Origin of the sequence: Halobacillus sp. B29 (assembly GCF_052246755.1) — a bacterium.
GTDB classification, from domain to species: Bacteria; Bacillota; Bacilli; order Bacillales; family Halobacillaceae; genus Halobacillus; species Halobacillus halophilus.
This window is the reverse complement of sequence record NZ_JBQQCM010000009.1, coordinates 1-17,545: the sequence shown is the minus strand read 5'-3', so window position 1 is coordinate 17,545 and position 17,545 is coordinate 1. Positions and strand designations below refer to the sequence as shown.

22 protein-coding genes and 1 pseudogene are annotated in these 17,545 nt (G+C 36.2%); 4 read left to right on the top strand and 19 right to left on the bottom strand.

The genetic code is table 11. The annotated features are described in order from the left end of the window. Positions 1 to 20: 20 nt before the first annotated feature. Positions 21 to 161, bottom strand: a complete 141-nt coding sequence (locus tag ACTWP7_RS12535; RefSeq protein ID WP_443123465.1) for a hypothetical protein — start codon at positions 159 to 161, stop codon at positions 21 to 23. Positions 162 to 430: 269 nt separating this feature from the next. Between ACTWP7_RS12535 and ACTWP7_RS12530 the strand changes: the two genes are divergently transcribed. Then, positions 431 to 619 carry a YjzC family protein gene (locus ACTWP7_RS12530; protein ID WP_443123464.1) on the top strand — a complete coding sequence of 63 codons (189 nt, stop codon included), beginning with the start codon at positions 431 to 433 and terminating at the stop codon, positions 617 to 619. 147 nt (positions 620 to 766) lie between these two features. Here the strand turns inward: ACTWP7_RS12530 and ACTWP7_RS12525 are convergent, their stop codons facing one another. The 3 genes from ACTWP7_RS12525 to ACTWP7_RS12515 form a co-directional block, all read right to left on the bottom strand. Further along, positions 767 to 997 (bottom strand): hypothetical protein, encoded by a 231-nt coding sequence (locus ACTWP7_RS12525; protein WP_443123463.1) that lies wholly within the window; start codon positions 995 to 997, stop codon positions 767 to 769. Positions 998 to 1,280: 283 nt separating this feature from the next. After that, the gene (locus ACTWP7_RS12520) at positions 1,281 to 2,900 is read right to left on the bottom strand and encodes an FAD-dependent monooxygenase (RefSeq protein WP_443123462.1); all 1,620 of its coding nucleotides are present in this window, start codon (positions 2,898 to 2,900) and stop codon (positions 1,281 to 1,283) included. A gap of 324 nt (positions 2,901 to 3,224) precedes the next feature. Next, complete coding sequence (locus ACTWP7_RS12515; protein ID WP_443123461.1) at positions 3,225 to 3,794, bottom strand: hypothetical protein; 570 nt, start codon at positions 3,792 to 3,794, stop codon at positions 3,225 to 3,227. Positions 3,795 to 4,164: 370 nt separating this feature from the next. Between ACTWP7_RS12515 and ACTWP7_RS12510 the strand changes: the two genes are divergently transcribed. Then, a complete protein-coding gene (locus ACTWP7_RS12510) occupies positions 4,165 to 4,545 on the top strand; it encodes a phosphatidylserine decarboxylase (protein WP_443123595.1) in 381 nt (126 codons plus the stop codon). Here ACTWP7_RS12510 and ACTWP7_RS12505 read toward each other — a convergent pair. The 6 genes from ACTWP7_RS12505 to ACTWP7_RS12480 form a co-directional block, all read right to left on the bottom strand. Then, complete coding sequence (locus ACTWP7_RS12505; protein WP_443123460.1) at positions 4,468 to 4,698, bottom strand: phosphatidylserine decarboxylase; 231 nt, start codon at positions 4,696 to 4,698, stop codon at positions 4,468 to 4,470. The genes ACTWP7_RS12510 and ACTWP7_RS12505 overlap by 78 nt on opposite strands. Before the next feature lie 81 nt (positions 4,699 to 4,779). Beyond that, the gene (locus tag ACTWP7_RS12500; protein WP_443123459.1) at positions 4,780 to 5,571 is read right to left on the bottom strand and encodes an MBL fold metallo-hydrolase; all 792 of its coding nucleotides are present in this window, start codon (positions 5,569 to 5,571) and stop codon (positions 4,780 to 4,782) included. A 226-nt stretch (positions 5,572 to 5,797) separates the two neighbouring features. Beyond that, entirely contained in the window at positions 5,798 to 6,004 is a 207-nt protein-coding gene (locus tag ACTWP7_RS12495) for a hypothetical protein (protein ID WP_443123458.1), read from the bottom strand. A gap of 69 nt (positions 6,005 to 6,073) precedes the next feature. Next, a complete protein-coding gene (locus ACTWP7_RS12490; RefSeq protein ID WP_014642764.1) occupies positions 6,074 to 6,259 on the bottom strand; it encodes a hypothetical protein in 186 nt (61 codons plus the stop codon). A gap of 216 nt (positions 6,260 to 6,475) precedes the next feature. Continuing rightward, positions 6,476 to 7,048 carry a class I SAM-dependent methyltransferase gene (locus ACTWP7_RS12485; protein ID WP_443123457.1) on the bottom strand — a complete coding sequence of 191 codons (573 nt, stop codon included), beginning with the start codon at positions 7,046 to 7,048 and terminating at the stop codon, positions 6,476 to 6,478. Between the two features lie 668 nt (positions 7,049 to 7,716). Then, on the bottom strand, positions 7,717 to 8,496 hold the full coding sequence (locus tag ACTWP7_RS12480; RefSeq protein ID WP_443123456.1) for an alpha/beta fold hydrolase: 780 nt from the start codon (positions 8,494 to 8,496) through the stop codon (positions 7,717 to 7,719). Between the two features lie 392 nt (positions 8,497 to 8,888). Between ACTWP7_RS12480 and ACTWP7_RS12475 the strand changes: the two genes are divergently transcribed. Together ACTWP7_RS12475 and ACTWP7_RS12470 are read left to right on the top strand one after the other, a co-directional pair. Further along, a complete protein-coding gene (locus ACTWP7_RS12475) occupies positions 8,889 to 9,338 on the top strand; it encodes a DUF1569 domain-containing protein (RefSeq protein ID WP_443123455.1) in 450 nt (149 codons plus the stop codon). Between the two features lie 392 nt (positions 9,339 to 9,730). Further along, a pseudogene (locus ACTWP7_RS12470) lies at positions 9,731 to 10,934 on the top strand (IS110 family transposase). 226 nt (positions 10,935 to 11,160) lie between these two features. Here ACTWP7_RS12470 and ACTWP7_RS12465 read toward each other — a convergent pair. The 9 genes from ACTWP7_RS12465 to ACTWP7_RS12425 form a co-directional block, all read right to left on the bottom strand. Continuing rightward, positions 11,161 to 11,700: a hypothetical protein gene (locus ACTWP7_RS12465; RefSeq protein WP_443123454.1), complete on the bottom strand. Its 540-nt coding sequence runs from the start codon at positions 11,698 to 11,700 to the stop codon at positions 11,161 to 11,163. A gap of 349 nt (positions 11,701 to 12,049) precedes the next feature. Beyond that, positions 12,050 to 12,181 carry a hypothetical protein gene (locus ACTWP7_RS12460; RefSeq protein WP_443123453.1) on the bottom strand — a complete coding sequence of 44 codons (132 nt, stop codon included), beginning with the start codon at positions 12,179 to 12,181 and terminating at the stop codon, positions 12,050 to 12,052. 93 nt (positions 12,182 to 12,274) lie between these two features. Next, positions 12,275 to 12,457, bottom strand: coding sequence for a hypothetical protein (locus tag ACTWP7_RS12455; RefSeq protein ID WP_443123452.1), 183 nt, complete (start codon positions 12,455 to 12,457; stop codon positions 12,275 to 12,277). 377 nt (positions 12,458 to 12,834) lie between these two features. Then, positions 12,835 to 13,500: a tubby C-terminal domain-like protein gene (locus tag ACTWP7_RS12450; protein ID WP_443123451.1), complete on the bottom strand. Its 666-nt coding sequence runs from the start codon at positions 13,498 to 13,500 to the stop codon at positions 12,835 to 12,837. Between the two features lie 142 nt (positions 13,501 to 13,642). After that, entirely contained in the window at positions 13,643 to 14,185 is a 543-nt protein-coding gene (locus tag ACTWP7_RS12445; RefSeq protein WP_443123450.1) for a 2'-5' RNA ligase family protein, read from the bottom strand. 259 nt (positions 14,186 to 14,444) lie between these two features. Then, entirely contained in the window at positions 14,445 to 14,627 is a 183-nt protein-coding gene (locus tag ACTWP7_RS12440) for a hypothetical protein (protein ID WP_443123449.1), read from the bottom strand. 803 nt (positions 14,628 to 15,430) lie between these two features. Next, positions 15,431 to 15,682 carry a hypothetical protein gene (locus tag ACTWP7_RS12435; protein ID WP_014642733.1) on the bottom strand — a complete coding sequence of 84 codons (252 nt, stop codon included), beginning with the start codon at positions 15,680 to 15,682 and terminating at the stop codon, positions 15,431 to 15,433. 595 nt (positions 15,683 to 16,277) lie between these two features. Continuing rightward, entirely contained in the window at positions 16,278 to 16,460 is a 183-nt protein-coding gene (locus tag ACTWP7_RS12430) for a DUF6199 family natural product biosynthesis protein (RefSeq protein WP_443123594.1), read from the bottom strand. A 159-nt stretch (positions 16,461 to 16,619) separates the two neighbouring features. Next, positions 16,620 to 16,868 carry a hypothetical protein gene (locus ACTWP7_RS12425; RefSeq protein WP_443123448.1) on the bottom strand — a complete coding sequence of 83 codons (249 nt, stop codon included), beginning with the start codon at positions 16,866 to 16,868 and terminating at the stop codon, positions 16,620 to 16,622. Between the last annotated feature and the right edge of the window lie 677 nt (positions 16,869 to 17,545).

Sequence of the window (17,545 nt, the reverse complement as noted above, 5' to 3'; positions counted from 1 at the left end):
CTAATCAGGAACGTACGTTCTTACTTTAGGATATCACGGAAGGGAGAATATTCAAAGGCATTCGCCTTACGGCGACGGCATTCATCTCCCCCTTTCCACCGGTCTTCGACACGGCGCTTGAAGAGGGAGTCTTCTGCCGATGAATGATAAAAACAAACCATAACCTTTTCTTCTTTACATAGGGGGACAGAAATTCCTCGCTTTAGAAATGGACTACTGAAAGTTTAAAGTCGCAGCACTATCTTATGAGGGTTTGCGCGCAGTCCGCAGTGCTCTCAGCTTCTCGAATAAGGGGGTTGCACATAGCTTTTTACTCATAAATTTTCGAAGCACATCCATCTAGAAAAAAATGGATAAAATGGGTTTTAAGTTCCTGGTAAGGGGTACATTTGCTATGTAAGAATAATAAATTAAAAAGGAGTTTTCAATTATGGCAGATCGTTTCAAGACTGGAGAAAAAGCACCTGAAAAGGGTACGTATGAATTTGATGGTTTAGTAAATGAAGGAAATGAGAATAACGTAACGGAAGATGAAAAACATATTGAACTGAGTAACGGAGACACTTTCCCTCCAACTCGCTCTAATAAGGATGCCGCTTATTGGAAGAAGTCCAGCTAATCATTTTTTTATCCTCTAGTTTCTAACTAGAGGATTATTTTATCGGCAAACAGGGAGAAGGTTTCAAAGCCAGACCTTCCAAAAACCCATTTCCCATTATAGAAAATGAACACATTATTATTTTTTCTAATATAATGTCCTACCTCGCTAAAAAGAACCTACAATAGTAGAAAGACACAATAATGATGTGCCAATACATATATAGCCCATTAAGGAATTGCGTGTTTTCTTAAATTCTTCGAGCCCCATGACTAACGAAAGGGAGGCTAACAACATCATTAAATATGGAAGTAGATAAGCAGATTCATCGATTAGTAATGCATAACTGGAAAGGCAAACGACTATAATAGCCAGAATAACTCTCATAACCCTCAGCATATAACCACCTCATTATTTTATGGAAGCTTCAAACCTTGGTACTTTCATTGGTTTCTATTATACACCGTACTCTTAAGGCTCAGAATCATTTAAAGAATGTTAAGTATTCCTATCTCCAGGTACCTATGGGACAGCATCAATCCAGCCAATTATAAAAGTAAGGATAAGATTAAGAGACAGTAGATCTATCCGGACATATAGAATGCTCTTCTATTTTTTTGAAACTGAGCCTTATGTAAGTGCCGGCACACTTTTTAACAGTTGTACCGGCTTATTTAGCAGTCTAACTAAAAAATCGAGCAAGTTTGTCCATCATGGCTTCCGCATCGGTCGACGTTTCATGAAAGGCAACATGACCGTCAGGACGAATAATTAACGTGTTGCCTTTTTCCATCCCGAGTCCCTTTTTCAAGTCCCGATGAACGTCGTAGATAATCGGAAGTTCGTCCCCATCGGTTCTGACGGTACCGCCCTTCGCAACGAGGAAGATCTTGAATAAATTCGCGTATTTTTCTTTTACTTTCTCATAAAAAGCGTAGGCATAGTCGATTAACTCCTGGTTCTGAGCGTCAATGTAAATAAAGCAGAGGTACCCATGTTTTTGAATAAGCGGATACAGTCTTTCATCATTCGTTCCATCGAAGAATAACAAGTGATCCGGAATTCGTTTTCCCGCTTGAAGAGCTCCTCTTGAAAGGGAAAAATCCCGCAGCGCTTTGTTGCCAGCCGTCTTCGTGTACTCGTTATAAACATGGGACAAGCGATTAGCTACGATTCCTTCAATCCAGCTCTGTGTCAGAGCTGCTTTTCCTGTCCAATTCCGTATTTTGCCTTCAATTCCATCTAGATTGATAATCTTCAGCATCGTGGAGGTTTCCTTCAAGATATCTGCCCCAATGGGAGACCGCTCTTCATGGTAGCTGTTAAGAAAGGAATCCTTCGCATATCCTTTTAACACGGCATCCAGCTTCCATCCCAGGTTGGATGCGTCCTGAAGTCCGAGATTCATTCCCTGGCCGCCTAAAGGATTATGGATGTGAGCCGCATCCCCTACAAAGAATACCCGCCCTGTTCGATAACTAGGAACCTGTCTGTGAGCGGTACCAAAATAGGTCAGCCACTTCGGATTCTTCACCTCATAAGAAACAGGAAGAATCCTGTTCATGCTCTCCTGCAATTCTTCCAGGGAGAGACTATCCTTTTGGGGGAGACCCTGCTTGGCCCGGTCCATCCCTACCACGCGGTAACTACCGTCTGCATAAGGAAAGAAAGCGATGGCGCCGTGGTCGTTAAGGGTCATATCAATGTAAATCTCGTTAAAGTCAGGAATATCTACATCCCCAAGGAAAAAGGTGAACCCTTCATCTTTACCGATAAAATCGACACCCAGGTCTTTACGGACTTTACTATGAACCCCATCACAGGAAATTAAGTACTTGGCAAAATAGTTTTTAAGTTCACCCTCATGTTTCGCAGTGACATAAACGCCTTGATCAGACTGGAGAACTTCTACCACTTCATGTTCACGCTCGACCGTACCTCCTGAAGATTCTAAATGATCTTCTAAAATAGCTTCTGTCTCACTTTGAGGGATAATGAACAAATAAGGATATCTGCTTTTAATGTGGTAAAGTTCGACCAGAGATGGTTTTTCTCCCCCTAAGTGAAGTTTCGCCCCAGGTCCGGGATATCCCTTTTTTAAGAAAGATTTGTGAATACCTAACAACTCAAACATTTCAAGCGTTCTTGCCTGGATGCCCAGCGCTTTCGACAAATCGGAGGGTTCTGCTTTCTTTTCTAAACAGATGAAATCCACTTCTCTTTTCTGTAATTCATTGGCTGCCATAAGTCCTGAAGGGCCTGCTCCAATAATGAGTACATCGGTTTCGATAACGGAACTCATAAACAGCGCTCCTTTCCTTCGTTTATATAATGAACTCTGATTGCTTGTTTACATTACAATAGTCATTCCGGAGTTAAGTTAATCTTTCAAGCCAATTTAAACCACACCCATCAATTCCTTCGCTTCCGGTCATAATCAGCTCGTACACATGTCATAGTACGATACCCGTAATCCACACCCTCATGCACAGCGTGACACATCCAAACACATACCATATTTATACATATCCTAACGCTAAAGTAAAAACCCCTTTAAGCCATATACGGTTAAAAGGGGTTCTGTAAAGCCTATGTACAAGTTTCGTGAGCCTTTTTCCATCCCATTTCACTCGGATGTTCTATCGTCCAGTATCGTAATTTTGCGATTTCCGCTGATTAAACTCCTTAAGCGAGGATCTACCTTTCTCGCTCTCCATATAATTTGAGAGAAGTTTGCCGGGGTGAATTTGTAGTGATCGATCAAGTATTGCTCAAATGCTTCATGATCCACTTGATTATGATGTTCCTTTGCATAATTAATTAGAATACGGGTCAATTCCTTATAACTCATACTCTTATTCGAATCTTTTGATAAGGCTTCAGAGTTCGTGGACAGAATATAATCATGCTTGGACGTTTCTTTTGGTTGATCTTCCTTATAATGATTTGTTGTTTTCTCTATTAAAAGATCAGCAGGAATATTCGCACCGTATCCCCTTAAATCTTCATCCGTCTCGGCAAGTGTCTTTAAAATAGCGGACGTATCCGGATCCTCATTTCTCTCATCCAGACGTTCCAGGCGTCGTATTAAATCCTGCTGTTCGTCCGTAAGCTTCTCGATCATTTCCCTTAGATGCTTTTTCTCTTCTAGTATATTCTCTAAACGCATAGCTATCGCTTGTTTTAATGTAAACATGCGCAGGGGCCTCCTTTAAACGTACCACTTATAGAATCATGATAGCATATGAAAAAGGAAGGATATTCTAATATATCTCAGATATCCTAAAATTGATAAAAAAGTTGCTGTTATTGATCGTGATTTCCCCTATTTCCAAACGTTAAAAACAGGTTTTCACGTAAAAACACGAGTAGTTCTGCCCAGTAAAGTAAAAGACGTGGGGGGAAGTCGCGAAATTCTCTGGCCGGATTGTAGAGATGTTTTCCCAGAAGGCTGTGTTAGCTTTTTGTATTGATATTCCCAGCAAAAAACTTCCAATATCATGGAAGTTCTTCTTTTTATATTGGGGTTATTGAACTGGCATCCTCGATACTTTAATTAGAAATATATTTACTTCGTAGCTTTTTTTGATTTACATAATGTAAGAACTATGGTTAAAACAAATATAACTGTAGAAAAAATGGCTTTAGAGCTCTCTCCAATTTCAACTAATCACCGAATTGTTACGGAATTAAAACAAGATGATGGGATGTATATTGCTCTCGTAAAGGTAGGAGCAATGTGGGTTAACACTATTCAATTATCTCATTCTACTTCGCATCTAAAAAAAGGGGAAGAAGTTGGCTTCTTTAACTTTGGTTCGACCGTTGTGCTATTGTTCGAAAAAAGAAAGGTTAGTCTTAATGAAAAGTTAAAGCGCGAATCCTTTATTAGGGTTGGAGAGCCTTTGGCGAATAAAATAGATGTTAAATTCCACACTTCTGTTTAAGATAATATAGAGGATGGATCTTTGAAATAATCCCCACTTATTAACAGAGATAGACTTTCCACCAAGCTCATACTGCTTGGTAACGACAGCCTCTCCGGGAGAGTGGATTCGAGGATAATCTTGCGGACTAAGATAAACTGAAAACCCCCACATACAAAAGACGCTTACATATGAATATATAAGCGTCTTTTATAGAGGAATTTTTAAACCCCCCATATAAATGCTCTGCTATAACTACATTTCTTCTATTATTGATCGAATCATGTGTTTTGAATCATATTCATAACCCGAATGAGGCACAATCACCGGTACGTCAGGAAATAATGTTCCGTTTATCTCTTCAATAGTAAATCCTTTCTTATACAGCATCTGCACTTGTTCGCTCAACCCTTCCAGATAGCTAAGTTTCTTTCTCATAGCTGATTTCCCATCCTGTATGTATCCTGCATGCTGGCAGTACATCTCTTGAAAATCGAATTGGAGAATGTTTCTGATGGATCGAATCATAACAGGGACGGATTCATCTTCCATAATGACCTTGGGTTTTGGATGTATGAACAGATCTCCCGAAAACAGTCTCCCATGTCCCTTATCAAATAATGCCATATGGTTCTTTTCATGCCCCGGTGTATGTATCAGTTCATATGAATGATTCATAGATTCTATGGTTTCACCAAACGGCCAAGGTGAGAATGGCTCTCGCCCTCCCCATATGCGCTTTCTGTACAAAGGAAGATCTGCTTCAACCTTACACCCAGTAATTGCTTCTTTTTTTATATATACAGGAATGTTCAATTCTGTTTGCAGCCACTTCGCTGTGCCTGTGTGATCCTCGTGAGGATGGGTAATGCTCACAAAATCAATAGGGGTTTCCTGATAGAAAGATTTAAAATCTTCAAGCATCCGCGAAGCTCCCGTATCAACCAGCATCCCATCTATATAAAATATATAAACGGACATGGAAAAATTTCCGCGTCTTACGTTTCCTAATACAGAGGTTACTTCACCATGATGACCAACTTTCATTTGACAACACTCCCTCAAATAAAGCGCTTTCTTGTAATTTTATCAAATATTTACCACAAAATAGAGAGATAACCTTTTACTCACCAGTATCTTGAAATTGAGTTTCCACAAACCTGCCCAATTCTTTAATAAAGAAAAGGCAACTATTCTTATCGAATAATCGCCCCTTTACATTAAGACTTGAAATCGAGTTAAATTAAACAAAGAGGTTCATTTTATGTAAAAATTATTCTTTATTTTTCTTCCCCATAAAGTAAATTTGCAAATAGCAAAATAAGGTAGCTATAACGACCGCACTTACCCGTTCTGCTAAACTATAATCAAATATTGGACCCAATAATAAAATTACCCCGGTAAGAAAAATAGGTGGTCCTAATACTTTTAGTATAATCAATAAATAACCCTTCCTCACTTCATCTTTACAGGTCTTCATTTAAACTACCCCGAACCAGTAAAAAGATAGCAATTTCAATATTAAAGAATAGCGACCAAAGTTCTGAGTCTAATCACTCTCTTTATTACCTCTACGCTTAAAAGTATTCTTTACTGCAATCCATATTCCAACCACTGCAATCAAGCACTTAATAAGCAAAGAACCTCCATCATCCATGTAATCCGTAATACCAATAAATAAGATTATTATCGTAGCAATAATTCCTATAGGTAAAACAACACTTCTTTTATCCAAAGTATAACCACCCTAAGTATATTAATAGAGTACGTTCCCTTAGAACTACAAAACAAACCATACTTGGATTAAAATCCCATAAACTAGGAAAATAAAGGCTGGAAAGACCTAAATAGAATGAAGATCCTAAAAAAACTCAGAAACATTACTATACATTTTCTACAGATTACTCAACAATAAAGCGATTGCTCTTATTGAACAATCGCTCCCGTTTGTTTAATTAGACGTTTCAATTTGTTTCCTTTTTTTAATAGCAAGTAGGTGAAATTCAGCATTAACTTCCCTGTACTCAGTATAAGTATCAGTTAATGTTTCCCATTCATATGGAGACTCATTAATAATTTTTTTCAAAGTCTTTTCACGTTCATCTCCTTTTAAAATACAGTTTACAAAAACTCCGCCTTCTTTGAGTTGAATTAGTACTTTATTTACAAATTCGGTCTCTTTATGTAAATCATTTTTATAAAAATGTAACATTGAATCTAATAATACAATGTCAATGTCCTTGGATATCGGGAAATCATATACGTTATCTACTATACCTTCAACGTTTATATTTCTTTTTTTAGCTTCCTCATTAAGCTGATTTATCCCGACTGTTGAATGGTCAATTCCCATAACTTTGTATCCTAATTCTCCAATAAACAATGAATCTCTTCCTTGCCCACAGCCTAAATCAAGAACAATACCTTTAGGTTTATAATTTGTGAAAAAATCAATGAGACCTGGATATGGATTTCCAAAATAATTAAGCTCTTGGTAATAGTCGTCGTATGCTACTTTTTTCAATAAAATCAACCTCCCCTATAATAAATCCCGTCTCTATTAACATAGTTCATTATTCTGCCCCTTATATGTGATATCAGCGCGATTCCTTATTAGGGAAAACGCCCCCGATGCGTGAAGAATTGATTTCAAGATATTCTTTCTTACAAATATACTTATTTTATATGCTATTAAGAATTGATATTCTATTGAAGTCGTTCTGGATTATCTACATACCACTCTAGAATATAACCACATTTAGCACAATACATCGAACTAATTGGAGAAGATTGACTCCTTTGATTCTCTATTGGAAACATATGTACTACACCAAATGATGAATTTACAATTCCTTTTTTTAATTCTTTATTGTCACATTTCGGGCATTTATCCACTGAGGACATTTTTTCTTCCTCCTTATTCATTAACACCTAATTCTCCTAACCTAATTACGAAATAAGACAGTTTTAGTTTAAATACAGTAATTATCTTGAAATCTGATGCTATACACTTCGGCACGTTAGCAAAAAAGCGATTGCTCTAAGTGAACAATCGCCCCCCTTTACTGGAAGACTTGATTTCGATATAACTTGGAGCACAACTTAAAATAACGTCCCGATAGCCTTTTACACCTTAATATAAACTCCAATCCATGATCTTATAAAGTCTAGACCACAAATCATCCACTTTTATTACTTGAAAAAGGTCGAAAGTATTGGCAGCAGTTTTTTTCCATTAACCATGTGGTCTTGCTTGGCGAGTTGTACAAACCTTGCATTTGGAATTGCCTTTGTTAATCTACGACCAACATCATATATTGAGGCCGGGCTTTTTTCGCCAACGATTATTTGCGTAGGTATGGAAATTCGAGTAGCTCGTTCAACGGGTGGCATATCCTGAGTTAGAGTAATATCATAAGCAAGGGTTGGAGCTAAAGCTTTCGTAGTTCTCCATCCAGGAAATAACGGCAGCATTAAAACAAATACTTTGGGCATCCCAATCCCCTTTAAAAAGGTAATCATTGCTTCTGCATTTTTCTCGTTATCGAGAAGTTTGTGTATTTTTTGGCTTAATTGTTTGTATTCGGCTTTTTCTTTCTCGTCACGTACATATGGCGCATCATACATCGTTACTTTTTGCACTTTGTTGCCAAGTCGAAGTGCTGCCTCAAGTGCGATTACAGCACCAGAAGAATGGCCATACAAATACGCCTTGCCGCCTGCCGTATCAATCATTGCTTCGATATCTTCAATTTCACGTTCTATAGTATAAGGCAGTGTGTTACCACTATCGCCGCGTCCACGGCGGTCATAATTGTAAACAGTGAATTCTGTGGCAAATATTTTGGCATCTCGCACTATGGGCTTAAATGAGCGATGGCAGCTTGCTCCCGTAATGTAAATGAGCGCTGGGCCACTACCGTAAACATCGTACGCCAAGGTTGTGCCGTCTTTAGACTGGGTTGTTTTCATATATATCACCTTTTCCCTCAAAAAATAGATGAATTTCACCCACATACATTTGCCAACATTTCAATCAATATTCTACCAATACATACATTAAATTACATAAATATTAATTTCTACATCACCAATAAATTTCCTTCTTTAATTCAATAAAGCTGGTTGTTGAAAGGTAATCAGACCATAATCATTATCTTAACTACTCTGTTAGCACAATAAGAGATAGTCACTATGCAGCTATCATCCCCTTAAACGGAAGACTTATTTCCGAGGTATCTTGAAGCAGATTTCAAACTAAAGCACCCGTTATATAAAAGGATTAAATTACGTTGGCATTGAAGTATATATTAAATAATCAAGAGCGTTTCTTGGTTAAAATAAAAAACTAAAGGAGTATTCTAATGAATAATATTTTTGAGATCACGTACACGGATGAGATATTAAATCGTATCGAAAACTTAAATGTAGATTCACAACCAAAGTGGGGAAAAATGGATGTCTCTCAAATGTTAGCTCATTGCTCAGCTTTCCAAGATATCGCAATGGGATACTCTTTACCCCCAAGAGGTTGGTTAGGGTTATTAGTAGGTAGATTTGCAAAACCCATCTTCTATAATGACAAACCTTTAGACCACAACATGTCGACTATTCCAACCATTTTAATTACAAGTAAAAGAGATTTTGATATAGAAAGAGAAAAACTGAAACAAAAAATAATAATATTTCAAAAGAATGGACAAGAGGCTTGTGCAGATCATCCACATCCTTTTTTCGGAAAACTTACTTCCGAGCAATGGGGAAAAGGAATCTACAAGCATCTTGACCACCATTTAAAACAATTTGGTGTTTAGTGACAGGAGTTTAAATACATCGTACCATCTTAAAATAACCTGCTTTGTTAGTTAAATAGACTAATGCCCTGATATTCCTTGTGCTTATGTAATAAAGGCTAAGGCTCTATTGAACAATCGCCCCCTCGTATATTATTATTAACCAGATTTTTTCTGGTTTTTAAATCCATCATACCTTTATCCAAAGGTATAATGGGGTTAAATCAGATTGAGGTTGTCGCTCTGCCCCCTTGAAGCATTGTCTTCGTGCTAAAGACTGACACCTCTTTCTTTATAGAACTATTCGTATGAGCTGGATGGTACATCGTTGCCGTATATCTAACGAGGTTGAGTATCTATAAAGGTAAGAGGTCTCCTTTCATCTGATTAATATTATGTGGGTGGGATCGTTGATGATTTATCTTGGTATTGATATTGGAAAACGTCATCATGAAGCCGGATTAATCAATGAAAGTGGGAACCCTATTGGGAAAACCATTCGGTTTGCTAATTCCAAAAAGGGTAGTGAAAAGCTTCTGAATTTCTTAAACCAACACCAGGTGACACCTGAGAATTGTGCTTGTGGAATGGAAGCCACAGGTCACTATTGGTTATCTCTCTTTTCTTTCCTTTATCAACTTGGATACAAAGTGACGTCTTTCAATCCTATGCAATCAGACGCCCTACGAAATTTTTATATTCGCAAAACCAAAACAGATATTAAAGATGCGTACTTAATTGCTCAAGTGATTCGCATCGACTCTCCAGAAGCGACCCCTTTTGTTCAAGAAGAACTCCTTCAACTCAGACACCTTGAGAGGCTTCGTTATGCTTTGGTAGACCAAAGCTCAGACGTTAAACGTAAGATCATTGCTTTACTAGATCAGGTTTTCCCTGAATATGAACAAGTATTTTCTGATGTATTTGGGTTATCTTCCACAGAAATTCTTTTAAACTATACCCTACCTGAAGACCTTCTTGAGATTGATACAGATCAAGCTAGCCGATGTCCTTTACCGTGTCAGTAAGGGACGGTACGGGATTACAAGAGCTCGTTGGAAAGCTGAACAATTGAAAGAAAGTGCCCAAAATACCTTTGGTATTTCCATAGGTACAGAGGCCTTTAAAATGCAAATCCATCTTCTCCTGGAACAAATAGCTCTTTTTGAAAAACAATTGGGTCAAATAGAGAAGGAATTAAAGGAACTCTCAGATCGTCAAAATCATTATTTAACAACCATAACAGGCGTGAATGATGTCACAGCGGCAGTCATTTTAGGTGAAGTTGGTTCCATTGATCGCTTCGAACATCCAAAACAATTAGTTGCTTTTGCCGGCCTTGATGCTTCCGTACACCAATCCGGTGACTTTAATAGATCTAAAACGAAGCTTTCTAAAAGAGGATCTCCTTACCTTAGACGTGCAATATGGCAAGCAGCATTCGTGGCTAGTTTTAAGGATCCTGCCCTATCCCTTTATTATCAGAAGTTACGCAAACGCGGGAAGGCTCACGGTACTGCGGTAGGTGCCGTAGCACGTAAATTGACACACATTATTTTTGCCATTTTAAGAGATCAGACGCCCTATGTCCCTCGCCCTCAAACCAATGAAGATTAACGACTTTTGTCGTTTTTATAATTTTATAAGTGAGGTTTATTTGGTATGCCAAATTTCATTTCAATGAGTTCACAAGAAGCATCTATTTAGTTACTTGACATTTTATAGCTGGTCTTTTCTATAAGATTCGAATTCAAGGTATTCTAAACATATACTGACTTGGCCAGCCTCCAATTTCATAATAACCGGCTACCCTTTACACTTACTGGCCTCGTTATTATCTCTTTTATGTTGGATTGGGAACCTCAAAATAGTAAGCTACTGAATAGATGTTTTTTGTATTGTCGTTGTCGTTGCTTTTCCAATTAAAATTCACTATATAAGTGATTTCCTCTCTCTTATCACCAGTGACTTCAATAACATTCTTATCTACTGTTTCTTGAATTCCAGTAGCGCCTTGTTGCTGATGATACAAAATTTGATCAGGCGAAGGGAAAGTATTTGGAATTCTAATTTCTATTTGATCGCCTATGTTAGCATCAATTTTCTTTGGTTTTATTTCTTTTTTTATTTTATCTAATGGGAAATAGTCATTACCCTCTGAACATTCAGCAGAAGTCTTACACTTCAGTTTATATTTCGCCTCATAAGCTTTATTGTTATAAATGAATTGCACTTTATCAAGTTGAACTACATCTATTTTGTCTGCTACTTGATTCGTACTATCTTTACTTGAGTTTTGAGACTCCTCCTTATTAGGAGTCCCTAGTGGAGAACACGCTCCTAAAGCAATTGTAACTAGCATAATAAAAATTAGCTTCTTCATTCTTAGTCTCCCTCTTTGGTAAGTAAAATTTTAATTATTAATTCACCGAAAAAAAGACAGCTCGAGATGTGGACTTAAGGACTCGGTAATTCAGATAAGCCCCCTACACATGAAAACCAGTACTGAGATAAATATGCTTATCCTAACAGAATTGATCCGAAATATAAGAAACTCATACTGAGAAAGACAAAAGAAAACGTGGTTATTGGTTTTGGTAATTTCCCTTTGAAATAAATCAACACTAAGCCGATCAATATATGAACAGCTATAAATAGGAAAATGAACATCTTATTCCGTCACCCCTAGCAATTTAAGACTCGATATCAAGATTATTTTGAAAAGGTAACTTTTACTCATTCTCTTCTTCATAATATTTTTCTAAAATTCGAACTCTTTTCTCTAACTTCTTATTTCTAACAGCAGCTTCTAAATATGCCCCGACTGCCACTGCAAATGCAAACCAAGATATTAACCAATCCAACTGATTTTCCCTCCGGTACAATATTTTATCTTATTACAGAAAAGCCCCCTTTACAGGAAGACTTGAATTCAAGATATTTTCTAGATTTACCTACTATTTATTAGGCGAGTGTTTATTTTCTACAATTTTAGATATTCCCGTAAGAAGCAACCCAATAGTAGCAATAATATAAGAAAAAAGATTACTTCCATTTAGTTCATTATCCATAATAGCTAAAGCTAGACCTCCAGCTGCAAACATTAAGAATCCCAGCCAAAATAATTTTCTATGTATCATACTTCACCTCCAGCAACGAATTCCCTTAAGATTTTCTATTCTAAAGAACCTGGGAGGCGCCATCATCCTTATTGAACAATAGCCCCCAATACATGAAGACTTGAAGTCAAGATAATATTTTATAGCTGAAGTGCCTACTTTTCCCTTACGCTCGGGACTAGGTCAGTAAACTTTATATTATTCCTTTTTTTGTTCGACGTTTCCTACTTTCCAAGCCAAGAATAATACGGAAGTAGTTAATATAAATGGTACGAAAATATTCATCTCCCACCCTCATTTCATTAAGATTTAAAACTCACCTATTATAATGTGATTTTTACTAATCTGAAGCAACCAACTCTGATTTTACATCCTGTTGTCTTCTTATTTACAGAAATTTATTTATAGAATTTAATTAGTTCAAATATACTTGCTAATAATAAAATTGGTAAATCACTTCCTTCTTGTGCATCGATGATTATCCTTCGAGGCGGTAATTTTCCATTAGTGGATATATATGCAATTTGCTTCCCACCTTTATAAAAATAAACCACGTTTTCATCTGCATTTTTAGTAACACTAAATTTATCTTCTTTATAAGAAAAAGATAAAATTTCATTAGATATCAATTTCTTGTCACCTTTTATCAAAAACTTTTCTTCACTATCATAGGTGTTTAATTTTACTTCCCATCTGCTTTGAACCAAATCTTTTCTCTCTCTTAACTTATGTATTCTTATATGTACATCACTATAAGCGTCTTCACTGGAAACATCTACAAAATAATTTGGAATAAATAACGATGCTAACATTTGAAAGACATTATCAAATTCCCTTTTTACAAAACCTACATAGTTAGTTTTCAAATCAATTACTTCTGCTTTTCTTGTCATTATCTTTATGGGATTTTCAAAATAAATTGCTTTAGTTCCTATCACTCCATCTCCTCCAGTTGCCTCCGCCTTTCCCTTGGTTAACCAATGACTAAAAACGATAAATAAAACAAAAATAACAATTGCAAACAACACGAACCAGCCAGGAACATATTGCCATCCATATGTCATTTAAAACCCACCTTTCTCCATAATTCTGCTCTGCCCGTTAGGAAAAAAACGATTGCTCATATCGAACAATCGCCCCCTATTGCTTAAGACTCAGTTTCGAGATAATCCACTCATTCTAAGAAATGGAGCAAATGCTCGTCTATTACTGAATATCAATTTTTTCTAATAGTTCTACATCACCATTAGTTTTAAATTCCACCAGCGCAATATTATTGATTTCTTGAGTGAAATTTTGAAGACTTTTATATTCACTTTTAAATCTATTCAAGTCTTCGTCTGATAAATCTTGCATAGCTAGAGTGATATGTGGCACCCAATTATCGGGTTCATATAGCTTAAAAACTTTGTCACAATGTCTCTTCATAAGATTATTAAGAGCGTTATGTAATTCTTTTAGACTGTGCTTTTTATCAACACTTAAATAAACTACATTAGATGTATTTTCAAAATAACCAATTCCTTGAGTTTCAAATTCAAATGAACGAACCTTTTTACATAATACTCTCAAATCCTCTATTAAAGAGTTTATGTCTTCACAACTCCCCCCTTGAAAGCCAAGGTTGGGATAGTCAAAAGATTGGACGCCTACAGAATTGTATTCTTCCTCAAAAACATTCCAAAATTCAAGCACCTTTTGCTTACCTTGTCCGGTCAATAATGTAGCTAGGCCTATGGTTTTAGTCACCTTTATTCTCCTCTACTAATTAATTCGACTATCTTATAAAGTGTTGGGCAAATTTCACAATACCACCCTAATGAAAAGACTTTATTAAGCAATCGCCCCCTTTAACGGAAGAATTTAATTCGAGACATTTCCATCACTATAACTATTAAGAAAACCTACCTTAATAAACCAAATGACTCTATTTTCCAGGCTGAATAAATTTCTTTTTAGTGTCTTGAGTTATGTAGATTGTTTTCTGAGAGTAAAAGTTGCATACTAATCAATCATCACTTTTCTTTAATTGCCTTTGAATATAAGCTTGAATTAAAGCCACCACCAAACCTATGACAGCTAAAGTATTTACAGCCACGTAGGGATATTCATTTTGGACATTAACAATTACGATTATTGCCATCATTATAGTAACAATAATTACTTGTGTAATAACCAAATTCCTTTTCATTTCTATCCCACCTTCTCTTTAAAATCTGCTTTAAACTTGATTGCTCCGTTAGATTATAAGCGATAGCTTTTCCCACTGTGCAGCTATAGCCCCAGTTAACGTAAGACTTGAATTCGAGATATAAAAGAAGAACACTAACTACTAATGCATCATTCTGTTTATAATAATACACTCCATTTATTTCTTCTTTTCTTCATCATCTTTTATAAGCTCGATGTAAGAAAATACCCCTATTATTATTATTGGAACCCATATCACCCAGTTCAAATGACCACCGCCTCTATTTATAAATAACAAAACACACTACCACTTTCATAAATAGGTTTCAACACCCTTGTATAAAATACGAACAGCCCTTTTTAAAGTTCCAAAAATCATCCACTTTTTAAATATCATCTCGAAACTGAGTCTTCAACTAACCTGGCCAAAACAATAAAAAGGCAATTCTTCTGTTAAAGAATTGCCCCCTTTACAGGAAGACTTGAATTCGAGATATAGAAGCAGATTACTAACTAATACTACATTATGTTTATAATTCCACGCACCCTTTACTTCTTCTTTTTATTCATCATCTCTAAATAGAGCGATGTAAGAAAACATCCATACTATTATTATTGGAACCCATATCAACCAGTTCACCTTATCACCTCTTCTATATTAAAAATAATGCTTTTTACAGATTGTTAAATAAAGTGAATTTTATGTATTAAAGGCGAGCACTTTTTTAAGTAATCGCCCCCTTTTCTTGATGACTCGAATTCGAGATACTTTGGATTTAATATTTTCAACTAACAAAACCGCCCTCAGCCGATGATTAAATCTAAAACCGCCATCCCAAATACGAGAGAAAGCGCAGCTATGCAAACCATTGAGTATATCCTACTTTTTCCTTTAGTAGGCATCTCTATGAACTCTTGAATTATCATTGCTGGAGCTAAAAACAGCCATACACTCATCCACCACGAAAAAGGCCTATCAGTAAATAATCCCATTAGACACAATAGAACCGCGATTAATAACAAACTTTTACTTATGTACTTTGCTTTCTTTTGCATATGCCCTCCTAACGGAATAAAATCTCCATTTAAAGTAACAGAAAACACCTTCTTATAAGAAAGACTTAATTATTTTTATTTAATTCTATAGCCAATAAATCTTCTAGTATTGCGGAAGCGAACGTTTCGCTATCATGCCATTTAGTTTTAAAAGTTCCACAACTCTTATTGAGTAATCGCCCCCTATTCTGGAAGACTTGATTTCGAGATATCTTGCAGTATATCTTAAGCTACCGCGCCAGTTTCTTAAACAATAATTAAAATAGAAAGAAAATAACTCCCCCAAATAATAATGAGAAAAATATTGGTATGACGCAACCAATACCAATACACCCTTCAAAAATATTTTGAAAGAAAGAACGAATTTTATCCCTTTTTGTCTCCTTATGGGTAGTCAATTTAGACACAAATTTGCACATCCTTAATAAATCCACAACAGGACTTTTTAATCCTCATTCTTCCTCTTTTCCTGTTCAACTATTCTGCTCCATTAATTCAATAAGCGATAGCCAATGTGCAGCAATAGCCCCATTTACAGAAAGACTCGAAGTTGAGATAAATCATAAAAATTCTATTACTTAATTCATCAGTTAGGTTAAATTAGGGTAGCTATAATTCCGCTAATTCCTATTAACACAAAGACTATCCCGGCGATTTTTGTAGACCAAATAAAAAATGTAGAAGGTCCATCTGCGCTCTTTGATTTCCAACTTTCTCCGATTAACCACCAATAATATGGTGAAGAAATTCCCCAAACACCCATTAATAAGAAGAAAATACTTATAAATATAGAAAATCACCTCTTCTTTACGGTCTTCTCCTCGTACTACCCCCAACTTAAACAGAAGAATATTCTTATTGAACAATTGCCCCCATATCCGGAAGACTCGAAACCGAGATACTTTGGATTTAATACCTTCAACTAACACAACCGCCCTCAGCCGATGACTAAATCTAAAACCGCCATCCCAAATAGGAGAGAAAACGCAACTATGGAAACCATTGAGTATATCCTACTTTTTCCTTTTGCAGGCATCTCTATAAACTCTTGAATTATCATAGCTGGAGCTAAAAACAACCATACGTTTATCCACGAAAAGGGACTATCAGTAAATAATCCCACCAAACAGAATAGAACTGCGATTAATGCCAAACTTTTACTTATGTACTTTGCTTTCTTTTGCATATGCCCTCCTAACTGAATAAAATCTCCATTAAAAGTAACAAAACCACCTTCTTATAAGAAAGCCTTAATTATTTTTATTTAATTCTATATCCAATTAATCTTCTAGTATTGTGGAAGCGAACGTTTCGCTATCCTGCCATTTAGTTTTAAAAGGTCCACCACTCTTATTGAGTAATCGCCCCCGTTCACGGAAAACGCGAATTCAATATTCCTTCAGGACGCCCTGTTAGTTAAAATTATTAACTTTTGGAGATTTCAGTAAAAGCAAATAGCAAACCATTAATAATCCTATAGGTATACTCATTTCCCATTTTATCGAGTCACCCAATATCGTACTGTAATAAATCAACACTAATATACTTAGAATAAAAATAGCATTTGATAAGGTATTTATAAAATTGAATGTTTTCGTGGATATTTTCACGCATAATCCCTCCTTTAGCAACTTGCATAATCTAATTATTCATACGATTTAATAATAAATTCGTTTCAAAATCCTCTATTATCTCGAAACTGAGTCTTCAACTAACCTGCCCTTCGTATTATAAGGTTAACCAGAATTCTAGATATTTCTGGTTGACCATTTTTAATATGGTCTTATTATTACAGTAGCCAGGGTAGAACGCCCCTGCCCGTGGGACTTAGATCCCGTCCTGGTAAACCGTTCACCCCCTACT

Bases quoted from the DNA above. Each gene is read 5' to 3' on its own strand.
- ACTWP7_RS12435 (WP_014642733.1), bottom strand. From the start codon at position 15,682: ATGCAAAAGAAAGCAAAGTACATAAGTAAAAGTTTGTTATTAATCGCG.
- ACTWP7_RS12500 (WP_443123459.1), bottom strand. From the start codon at position 5,571: ATGAAAGTTGGTCATCATGGTGAAGTAACCTCTGTATTAGGAAACGTA.
- ACTWP7_RS12475 (WP_443123455.1), top strand. From the start codon at position 8,889: ATGAATAATATTTTTGAGATCACGTACACGGATGAGATATTAAATCGT.
- ACTWP7_RS12520 (WP_443123462.1), bottom strand. From the start codon at position 2,900: ATGAGTTCCGTTATCGAAACCGATGTACTCATTATTGGAGCAGGCCCT.
- ACTWP7_RS12525 (WP_443123463.1), bottom strand. From the start codon at position 997: ATGCTGAGGGTTATGAGAGTTATTCTGGCTATTATAGTCGTTTGCCTT.
- ACTWP7_RS12450 (WP_443123451.1), bottom strand. From the start codon at position 13,500: ATGACATATGGATGGCAATATGTTCCTGGCTGGTTCGTGTTGTTTGCA.
- ACTWP7_RS12495 (WP_443123458.1), bottom strand. From the start codon at position 6,004: ATGAAGACCTGTAAAGATGAAGTGAGGAAGGGTTATTTATTGATTATA.
- ACTWP7_RS12515 (WP_443123461.1), bottom strand. From the start codon at position 3,794: ATGTTTACATTAAAACAAGCGATAGCTATGCGTTTAGAGAATATACTA.
- ACTWP7_RS12530 (WP_443123464.1), top strand. From the start codon at position 431: ATGGCAGATCGTTTCAAGACTGGAGAAAAAGCACCTGAAAAGGGTACG.
- ACTWP7_RS12465 (WP_443123454.1), bottom strand. From the start codon at position 11,700: ATGAAGAAGCTAATTTTTATTATGCTAGTTACAATTGCTTTAGGAGCG.
- ACTWP7_RS12535 (WP_443123465.1), bottom strand. From the start codon at position 161: ATGGTTTGTTTTTATCATTCATCGGCAGAAGACTCCCTCTTCAAGCGC.
- ACTWP7_RS12455 (WP_443123452.1), bottom strand. From the start codon at position 12,457: ATGATACATAGAAAATTATTTTGGCTGGGATTCTTAATGTTTGCAGCT.
- ACTWP7_RS12480 (WP_443123456.1), bottom strand. From the start codon at position 8,496: ATGAAAACAACCCAGTCTAAAGACGGCACAACCTTGGCGTACGATGTT.
- ACTWP7_RS12505 (WP_443123460.1), bottom strand. From the start codon at position 4,698: ATGTGGGGGTTTTCAGTTTATCTTAGTCCGCAAGATTATCCTCGAATC.
- ACTWP7_RS12425 (WP_443123448.1), bottom strand. From the start codon at position 16,868: ATGCAAAAGAAAGCAAAGTACATAAGTAAAAGTTTGGCATTAATCGCA.
- ACTWP7_RS12440 (WP_443123449.1), bottom strand. From the start codon at position 14,627: ATGAAAAGGAATTTGGTTATTACACAAGTAATTATTGTTACTATAATG.